At 66.8% G+C, this 2,544-nt stretch carries 2 protein-coding genes and 1 pseudogene; all 3 read right to left on the minus strand.

Annotated features, from left to right (window positions below):
- Positions 1-912: 912 nt before the first annotated feature.
- Positions 913-1,293: an FhaA domain-containing protein gene (locus tag ABD378_RS43715; protein ID WP_344531052.1), complete on the minus strand. Its 381-nt coding sequence runs from the start codon at positions 1,291-1,293 to the stop codon at positions 913-915.
- Positions 1,294-1,450: 157 nt separating this feature from the next.
- Positions 1,451-1,675: pseudogene (locus tag ABD378_RS43720) on the minus strand (ATP-binding protein); the annotation flags it as partial.
- 234 nt (positions 1,676-1,909) lie between these two features.
- A partial coding sequence (locus ABD378_RS43725) for a thiamine pyrophosphate-dependent enzyme (RefSeq protein WP_344531054.1) occupies positions 1,910-2,544 on the minus strand: 635 nt, incomplete at its 5' end.

Raw genomic sequence — 2,544 nt, forward strand, 5'->3', positions numbered from 1 at the left:
TCGAGACGGCCGAAGGAATCGTCTGCGGTCATTGCACCTCTCTGTGGAACGCGTGGAGGGGCCCGGGTGCCGTACTGGCACCCGGGCCCCGAAGGAAACTGCTACACCATCTGCCGGCCCTAGTGCTGCGCCGGCTCTCTGTTTCCGCTGGCCCGACCTGGAAGTTGTCGGGATTGCGGGGATCGCGGTTGCTTGACCGGAGACCACCTCACTATCGATGTCCTGCGGTACCCGGACTCAACACTCCGCCCGGGCGATCCTGATGGCGCCTGGTTCCTCCGTTCATCCCTCTTGGATCACTTGCTACTTACGGGAACTGCGTACTGCTGGGTGGTGCGAACTGCTGGTGACCTGATGGAGCGTCACCCTTCGGCAGCCAGCCCCGTCGCCTCTCCTGCATCTTGCTCTGGCTTAGAACCCCACTGCCGAACCTCCCGGTGCGCGCGCCCGCAGCCGACGCCTTCACCGAGGTGCTGCTCATTTACCTGCACTGCTGGGTACTGCGAACTGCACTTGCGTGAACTGCGGTCCTGCTCGTGGCGGCCCCTGATCACTGCGGGCCACCCGGTCCGGTCGTCAGTCCCGTCGCCGTCCTGCATCAACCCTGGCTTCGGAACTCCACCACCGCACCGCCCTACGTACTGCACTTGCGGGTACTGCTGCCCGGCAGTTCGTCTCTGCCAGGCCCTGCTGACTTCCTGGTTACGAGAGAAACCATAACTACACCACCACCCAATGTCTACTCCAGCCAGCATAGATTTTTGACCGTTCGACAGGGAGGTAGTTGGCCTTGGCCGTAGCGGGAAGGGCGGGAGGGAACGCCTGCTGCCCAAGCACGGAACGACTGTCGTAGCCGGTTACAGAGGGCTTAAGCGGCACTCGGCAGTTCTGCGTCTGTATCAGCAGGTTTGGTCAGATCTGTGCCGCTGGGGAGATCCGGCTGTGGACACGGAACCGCCCCACGCCTTCTTCCTCGGCGAGGCAGAGATCGACCGCGACGGGCCCGGCGAAGGTGTATCCCTGTTCGGCAGCGTGCCGGTGCACCTCGCTGGTCAGATAGATGCCCAACTCGTTGTGTGCCGGGGCGAGTTGGATGTGACTGTGGTGCGGTAGTTCCACGGTGAAGGCGTTGGGGGCCACTGTGCGGCCGCGCTCCAGGATGAGGGCCCGCTCGTCGCACTCCCGGCAGAGTATGGACACCACCGCGCCCCGCTCCCGGCGCCGTGGCCGGAGGCTGCCCCACAGGCAGGCCATCCAGTGTTCCATCGCGCGCTCAGCCTGGAGGAGTCTCATCAGGGGCGTCTTCCCGCCCGGCCCAGCTGGACACTCACCCGTGCGGGTGTCCTAGAAACGGCTCCCGTCCGGGTTGCCCACCGCGCGTCGGCGTAAGAGCACAGACCGACCTTCATCCGGTCGGCAGCTGTAGTCGCCCGTCGGCGCCGGTGCGTCGCTATCGGGCGAGCAGAGCCTGGACAGTCTTGCCCCCGGGCCTGTGGGAGGTGACCGTGGTGCTGCGGGCGAGATGGTTGACCATGGGCCAGCCGAACCCTCCGGCATCACCGTTCAGGTCAGGGTTTCGCATGCGTGGCATGTGTGGCATGTGTGGACTACGGTCGCGCACTGCCACCTCGATGATGTCCGGGTGTGCGCTCAGCTCCAGGGCGCAGGTGCCCCCGCGCCCCGGCTGGTCTCCCTCCTCCAGCCGGGGCGTTTTGGGTCTCTACAGGACGTCGGCGAGTTCTTTGACCCGGTCGGCGAGTTAGGCACTGTGCGGCTGCGGCGTTGCCCGCGCCCGGCAGACGCGCGGCCCGTGCCGCACCATGGTCGGCGAGACGCTCTGAGCGGACGCCGCCGGGCGGTGAGCCACCGACGGCGAAGACGATGCCACCGCGCGCAGCGACCGACCCCGTCAGCCGACGACGGTCCAGGTGTCGCCGCCCGCGAGCAGCGCGGCCAGGTCGCCCTTGCCGTTCTGCTCGATGGCGGTGTCGAGCTGGTCGGACATCAACGTGTCGTAGACCGGGCGTTTGATGTCGCGGAAGACGCCGATGGGGGTGTGGTGGAGCGTGTCGGGGTCGGCGAGGCGCGAGAGGGCGAAGGCGAGCGTGGGCGAGGTCGAGTGTGCGTCGTGGACCAGGATCTGGGGCTCGGTTTCCGGCGTGACCGGGACGACCTTGAGATCGCCGGTGGCCGGGTCGCGCACGACGCCCTTGGCGCCGTCCGCGCCGAAGCGGATGGGCTGCCCGTGCTCCAGGCGGATGACGGCCTCTTCGGCCTGCTGTTTGTCCTTCAACACCTCGAAGGCGCCGTCGTTGAAGATGTTGCAGTTCTGGTAGATCTCCACCAGCGCCGTCCCCGGATGCTCAGCAGCTTCGCGCAGGACCGAGGTGAGGTGCTTACGGTCGGAGTCCACCGTGCGGGCCACGAAGCTCGCCTCGGCGCCGATGGCCAGGGACACCGGGTTGAAGGGCGCGTCCAGCGATCCCATCGGCGTCGACTTAGTGATCTTGCCGACTTCCGAAGTCGGGCTGTACTGGCCCTTGG

Source organism: Streptomyces rectiviolaceus (assembly GCF_039533825.1).
GTDB lineage: Bacteria > Actinomycetota > Actinomycetes > Streptomycetales > Streptomycetaceae > Streptomyces > Streptomyces rectiviolaceus.

Bases quoted from the DNA above. Each gene is read 5' to 3' on its own strand.
- ABD378_RS43715 (WP_344531052.1), bottom strand. From the start codon at position 1,293: ATGAGACTCCTCCAGGCTGAGCGCGCGATGGAACACTGGATGGCCTGC.